Origin of the sequence: Corynebacterium sp. NPDC060344 (assembly GCF_042725215.1) — a bacterium.
Lineage (GTDB): Bacteria > Actinomycetota > Actinomycetes > Mycobacteriales > Mycobacteriaceae > Corynebacterium.
In genome coordinates this window covers 77,150-83,207 of record NZ_JBHXCS010000010.1, presented here as the reverse complement: position 1 = coordinate 83,207, position 6,058 = coordinate 77,150, and the positions used below count along the sequence as shown (strand labels likewise).

General features: G+C 70.6%; 6 protein-coding genes and 1 riboswitch. Of the genes, 5 read left to right on the top strand and 1 reads right to left on the bottom strand.

Annotated elements, in window-relative coordinates; all coding sequences use genetic code 11:
- Positions 1–178: 178 nt before the first annotated feature.
- Both ACFWGD_RS11395 and ACFWGD_RS11390 read left to right on the top strand, forming a co-directional pair.
- The gene (locus tag ACFWGD_RS11395; protein ID WP_377778818.1) at positions 179–874 is read left to right on the top strand and encodes a hypothetical protein; all 696 of its coding nucleotides are present in this window, start codon (positions 179–181) and stop codon (positions 872–874) included.
- A 142-nt stretch (positions 875–1,016) separates the two neighbouring features.
- On the top strand, positions 1,017–1,922 hold the full coding sequence (locus ACFWGD_RS11390; RefSeq protein WP_377778817.1) for an HAD hydrolase family protein: 906 nt from the start codon (positions 1,017–1,019) through the stop codon (positions 1,920–1,922).
- Here the strand turns inward: ACFWGD_RS11390 and ACFWGD_RS11385 are convergent.
- On the bottom strand, positions 1,838–2,626 hold the full coding sequence (locus ACFWGD_RS11385) for a nicotinamide riboside transporter PnuC (protein ID WP_377778820.1): 789 nt from the start codon (positions 2,624–2,626) through the stop codon (positions 1,838–1,840). The genes ACFWGD_RS11390 and ACFWGD_RS11385 overlap by 85 nt on opposite strands.
- 18 nt (positions 2,627–2,644) lie before the next feature.
- Positions 2,645–2,797: riboswitch (FMN riboswitch) on the bottom strand.
- Between the two features lie 132 nt (positions 2,798–2,929).
- On the opposite strand from ACFWGD_RS11385, the gene ACFWGD_RS11380 reads away from it, so the two are divergent.
- The 3 genes from ACFWGD_RS11380 (at position 2,930) to ACFWGD_RS11370 (ending at position 5,986) form a co-directional block, all read left to right on the top strand.
- Positions 2,930–3,700 (top strand): YwiC-like family protein, encoded by a 771-nt coding sequence (locus ACFWGD_RS11380; RefSeq protein WP_377778816.1) that lies wholly within the window; start codon positions 2,930–2,932, stop codon positions 3,698–3,700.
- A 41-nt stretch (positions 3,701–3,741) separates the two neighbouring features.
- The gene (locus ACFWGD_RS11375; RefSeq protein ID WP_377778815.1) at positions 3,742–4,641 is read left to right on the top strand and encodes an SDR family NAD(P)-dependent oxidoreductase; all 900 of its coding nucleotides are present in this window, start codon (positions 3,742–3,744) and stop codon (positions 4,639–4,641) included.
- Positions 4,642–5,068: 427 nt separating this feature from the next.
- Positions 5,069–5,986 (top strand): MinD/ParA family protein, encoded by a 918-nt coding sequence (locus ACFWGD_RS11370; protein WP_377778814.1) that lies wholly within the window; start codon positions 5,069–5,071, stop codon positions 5,984–5,986.
- Positions 5,987–6,058 lie beyond the last annotated feature (72 nt).

Genomic DNA, 6,058 nt, shown 5'->3' with positions numbered 1-6,058 from the left:
CCCCGAATGTCCTAACCCACCCGCTACAACGGGTGGGTTAGGACATTCGGGGTGGGTTAGGACATTCGGGGTGGGTTTAGCCGTTGGCGCGCCCGGGAACGCGCACCACACGCTTCCGCGACCGCCGGGCCGCCCCGATCGGCCCACGTCGCGCGCGCCCGTCCGTAGGATGGGCCACGTGACTTTCCGTTCCGACAATTCCCGTTCCGCCCGCGCCTCCCATGCCGAGGAGCGCGCCCGCCTGCTGGTGCAGGAGGTGCTGGATCGCGATGAGCGCCTCCGCTCGAATTTGTCGTCGCCCGACGTCGACCCGTGGGAGCACCGGTTCATCGCGGATGATTCCATCGCCGAGGGCCCGATCGCTTCGTGGCGCGAGGATGCGTCGCGCGCCCGCCGCCTGCTGCGCCGCTACGACATCCAGTCCGGCTACCGGGAGAAGATGCGCGACATGGAACGCCGCATCGACGCGATGCTGCACCTGGCCGAGAGCCTCGAGGAGAGCTGGGATGCCGCGGCTGCCGCATCCAAGAGGCTTTCCGACGCCGAGGCCCGCGACGCAGAGGCCTTCACCCGGGAGAGGAACCGGCAGACCGATGCGGCGGAGGTCAAGCGCCGCCGCGACGAGAAGCGCGAGGAGCTGCTGCGCAAGGCGGAGCACCTGGCCTCGGATGCCTTCGACCGCACGCGCGACGTCGGCGGCGAAGTGCTGCGCCGGTCCGTCGACGCCGGCCGCGAGGCGCTGGAGAAGCTGCCGGGCCTGAGCTCGTGGCCGCGGCCCCGCCCGGGCCGCAAGCACCGCGGCGACGATCCCCGCGAAGTCCGCCGCGCCGAGGCCCGCGACCTGCGCCACGAGCCGCCGCTGCCCGAGGACTAGGGGCGGCACGGCCGAGGGCTAGAGTCGCCGGTGCCGGAGATCCAGGGTCGCCGCGGTCGGAAAACCAGGGTCACCACAGCCCAACAACCCGGGCCGCCGGGGTGTTGTGCCCCGATACGGTTCGGGGACTAGTGTCGCGGGCATGCGCGAAACACCCCATCGCCCCGATGTCCCCGGTGACCTCCGGTCCCCCGATTTCCCCGCCGCCCCGGCCGATCTGCGCCTGGTCGTGGTGGACATGGACGGCACGCTTCTCGACGACGCCGGCGACCTCCCCGCCGACCTCCCCCGCATCCTCGATCGCCTGAATGCCGGCGGCATCACCTTCGCCCCGGCGTCGGGGCGCCAGTACGCGACGCTGCGCGACATGTTCGGCGGGGTCCGCACCGAGGGCGGTGCCACCGTCGACTCCTACATCGCCGAAAACGGCAACGTGGTGGTGCGCGACGGCGAGATCTCCGCGGCCGACGGCATGGACCCGGCGCTGGTCGACGAGGTCATCGACGCGGTGCGCGCCGCGCGCGCCGATGGCAAGCCCATGGGCCTGATCGTCTGCCACCCGGACTGCGCCTACGTGGAAATCGACCAGCCGGGCTTCACCGACGAGGCCTCGAAGTACTACCACGCGCGTGCGGTGGTGGAGGACCTGCACGAGGTCAACGACGGTGCCATCAAGCTGGCCATCTTCGACGGCCGCGGCTCGGAGCTCGACGCCGCGCCGCTGATGGCGGACCTGGTCGGCGACCGCCTGGAGGTCGCGGTGTCGGGGCAGTGCTGGGTGGACCTGATGGTCCCGGGCCGCCACAAGGGCCACGCCGTGCGCGCGCTGCAGGAACGCCTGGGCGTCACGGCGCAACAGACGGCGGTGTTCGGCGACTTCCTCAACGACCTGCAGATGATGTCGGCCGGCGAGATGTCCTTCGCCATGGCCAACGCCCACGAGGACATCAAGGCGGCGTCGAACTACCTGGCGCCGTCCAACACCGACTCGGGCGTCGTGGTGACGCTGGACCGGCTGCTCGACGAAGCCGAGGCCGCCCGCTCCTGATCCGCTGCCGCGGCCGCCGGGACCGGCTGCGGGCCCTGGGCGGCCGCCCGCCGCTGCACGCGCAGCCAGGTGACGAACCCCCAGGTGACGAACCCGGCATAGAACAGGTACAGCGCCGCCGACGGGTAGTACCCGCCGAGGAACAGCAAGGGCACGCCCACGACGTCGACGGCGATCCAGATCAGCCAGAACTCCGTCCAGCCCTTCGCCATGCCCCACGTGGCCAGCAGCGATCCCACGAAGATCCACGCATCGGCCCACGGCCCCCACGACCCGAGTGCCTGGAAAATCTTCGCGCACACGATGGTGCCGCCCACGGCGATGGCGAGCATGAGCATCCGCTCGCGTCCGGTGGCCCATCGGGGCACCACGGCGGCGTCGTCAAGCGAAGAACCGCCCGCCACCGCCGCCCGGCGCGTCCGCGCCCACCGCCACCAGCCGTAGACGCTGACCACCAGGAACATGACCTGGCGGCCCGCCTGGCCGTACAGGTCCAGGTCCTGCGGCGTATGGAACACGCCGCCGAGGAACACGGTGAACAACAGCATGTTGCCGGCGATGCCCACCGGCCAGGCCCACACGAGCCGGCGCATGCCCAGATACGCCGAACCCAGGCCGAAAACATTGCCGACGACCTCGCGCACCAAAATGGGCACGCCCCCGATGGTCAGCTGCGCGGTCAAAAAACCGACGAGCGCGGACATGACGGAATCCACGATGAATCTCCTTCTCTCCCATCCGGACTATGACCGTCGGTTCCGGGTTCCAACCGGATCTGCTGACCTCCCTCGCGGGAGCGCTCGCGGACTCGTCCGGGCCATGATCGGCCCGGCGTCACCGCCGGTGGGGAATTCCACCCCGCCCTGAGAATGTGCGATTCCGACGTTAGCACCGTCCCCGGACCGCCCGGCGGGGAATGGGCGGGGAATGGGCGGGCTTCGTGCGGGGTTCGAGCGGAGCCCCGGCCCAAAATGCCCCCGGGGGATGCGCATTAGTAGGCTGGGGGCATGGTCAAGCCCCTCACGCGCCGCCGCTCCCCCGGTTGGGTGCCGGACCAGCATGGCGCCTGGTTCATGGTGACGGTCCCCGCGATCACCGGCGTCATCCTCGCCCCGTCGTGGACCGCGATTCCCCTGTTGCTGACGTGGTGGCTCGGGTATTTCACGTTCTTCGCGGGCAGCGTGTGGATTCGCTCGCGCTTCCGCGAGCGCAATCGCCCGCCGGTGCTGGTCTACGGGTCGTTGGCGGCGGTCGCGGGCTTGACGACGCTGCTGTTCAACTGGCAGCTCCTCATCTGGGTGCCGGCGTTCGCTCCCCTGGTGGCCGTGGCCGTTTACGAGGCGTGGAGACGGCGGCCGAGGTCGCTGCTGTCGGGGATTTCCACGGTCATCGCCGCGTGCCTGATCCTGCCGGTGGCGGCGTGGGCCGGTGGCGGGCTCGATGCGAAGGCGTGGGCGGCGTTCGCCGTGTACCTGGCGTTTTTCGCGGGCACGGTGCCGTACGTGAAGACACTCATCCGCGAGCGCGGTTCCAGGCCCTGGTTCATCGGGTCGGTGGCGTATCACGTGGTGGTGCTGTTCGCCGCCCTGGCCGCGGCCCGGATCACCGACGGTGATCCCGTCAATCCGCTGGCGATCGTCGCCGCGCTGGTGCTGCTGGCCCGCGCCGTGCTCATGCCGGTCACCGGCGCCCGGCGCGAGCGGCCGTGGACGCCGAAGACGGTGGGGCTGCTCGATGCGGCCATCACGGTGTTCGTGGTCATCGTCGTGCTGCTCTAGTTTCCCGCCGACGGGCACTCGGGGTGCGTAGTCTCGTCCGCATGAGCCGCAACAGCTGGACCACCGCAGACATGCCCGACCAGACCGGACGGACCTTCCTGGTCACGGGCGCCAATTCGGGTCTCGGCCTGCAGGCCACCGATGCACTGACCACGGCCGGCGCGCAGGTGATCATGGCCTGCCGCGACACCGCACGAGCCGAGACCGCACGCGCGGGGCTTGCCCACCCCGACCGCGCCGAAGTCGTGGAGCTGGACCTCGCCGATCTGGACTCGGTGGACGGCTGCGCCGACTCGCTGGCGAGCCGGCCCATTGACGTGCTGATCCTCAACGCCGGCCTGATGAACATCCCCCTCGCCCGCACGGCGCAGGGGCACGAGATGCAGTTCGGGGTGAACGTCCTCGGACACTTCGCGCTGGCTCGCCGCCTGGAAGCGCAGCTGACCGACCGGGTCGTGTGGCTCGGGTCGATCATGCACAGGTTCGGCTCGATTAACCTCGACGATCTGGACTGGACCAGCCGGAAGTACTCCGCCATGCCCGCCTACGGGGCGTCGAAGCTGGCGTGCGTGATGCTCGCCTTCGAGCATCAGCGACGGCTCGAGGCGGCGGGTTCCCGGCTCAAGGCCGTGGCCGCCCACCCCGGGTACTCGGCGACGAACCTGCAGTACCGATCGGGGTCGGGCGCGTTGGATCGGTTGATGCGCGCCGCCGAGCGCATCCCGTTCATGGTGCAGCCCGCCGAGCAAGGGGTCCTCCCGATTCTCTACGCCTCCACCGTGCAGGAGCTGGCCGGCGGGAAGTACGTGGGCCCGCACCGGACCGGCGAGCTCACCGGATCCCCGAAGGTCGTCGGATCGACCGAGGCGTCCAGGGACACCGCCGTGGCCGCGGCGCTGTGGGAGCGCTGCGAGGAGCTGACCTCCGACTCGCGAGGCTGATCCGCGACGCCGCGCGCAGCGAGGTCGGGGTAACCAGGGCCGCGAGTGCTGCGGTCGCGAGTGCGCTGGGGCTGGGGTAGCTTGCCTGAGCATGAGGGGGGACTCATCCGGCGCATCGACGCCGACTCAACAGATCATGTTCAATCCGACCGCGCGGCCGTTCGTGCCGCAGGTCCCGACGACAACCGCGAAGACGGAACCACCGACCGGAATCTCAGAAGTGACCGGGACCGGTGCCCAGACTGAGGCCGGTGGACAGGCTGCCGTGGCCGGAGTGACCGGCCATTCGACTTCCGCAGAGTTCACCGCACCCACGGAATTCACTGTTCCCGAGGAGTGTGCCGAGCCGTCGCCATTTGCGGGCTTCGCGGAGCCGGAGGCGATTCGGCCGCGGACCGGCGCACGGGCAACGGCGGATCAGCGCCCGATGACGGTCGGCGACATCGCCGGCCTCGTCGCCGAACGGCCCCGGCCAGGACGCGGCTGGCGGGCCGCGGTGCACCGGGCATCGGGCGGCCGCCTCAACCCGGGCGAATCCGCCGCCGAACGCGACGAGCGCGAACTGCTCGAACGCATCCGCCGCCCCGTCATCGGCGACTACCGCGTCGCCGTACTCAGCGTGAAGGGCGGTGTGGGCAAAACGTCCACGACCATCGGTCTGGGCGCCACGTTCGCGTCGTTGCGCGGCGACCGGGTCATCGCGATCGACGCCAACCCGGACTTCGGCACCCTCGCCCACCGCGTCCCCGAACCCAACCCCGCCACCGTGCGGGACCTCCTTCGTGCCCCGTCGACGGACCGCTACGCCGAAGTCCGTTCCTACACGACCCAGGCCCCCTCGCGGCTGGAGGTTCTGGGGAGCGAACGGGATCCGTCGATAAGCGAGGCATTTTCCGCGGCCGACTACGACCGCACCCTGGACATCCTGCGCAGGCACTACAACATCCTGCTCACCGACTGCGGCACGGGAATCGTCCACGGCGCCGTCGGATCGATCCTGGCCAAGGCCAACTGCCTGGTCCTCGTGGCAACGCCCGCACTCGACGGCGCGCGATCGGCGTGGGCGACCCTGGACTGGCTGTCGGCGCACGGGTGGGCGGACCTGGTGTCGTCGACGGTGGTCGTGGTCAACCAGCTCACCGACGTCGGCGTCGACGCGGACTCGCTGCGCGACCTGTTCGGGCAGCGGTGCCGGGCGGTGCAGGTCATCCCGCACGACCCGCACATCGCGCGCGGGGCGGACGTGGACATCGAGATGCTCAAGCCCGCGACGAAGCTGGCGTACCGGCAGCTCGCCGCGATGATCGCCGACGACTTCGCCCAGCCCGGTGGCAGGCACAGGTAGGCACGCCAGGGAGTTGGGCCGGGGCGCAGGCGGAGACCGGGGCGTTGGCGGGGACCGGTGAGGGGCCTGGCA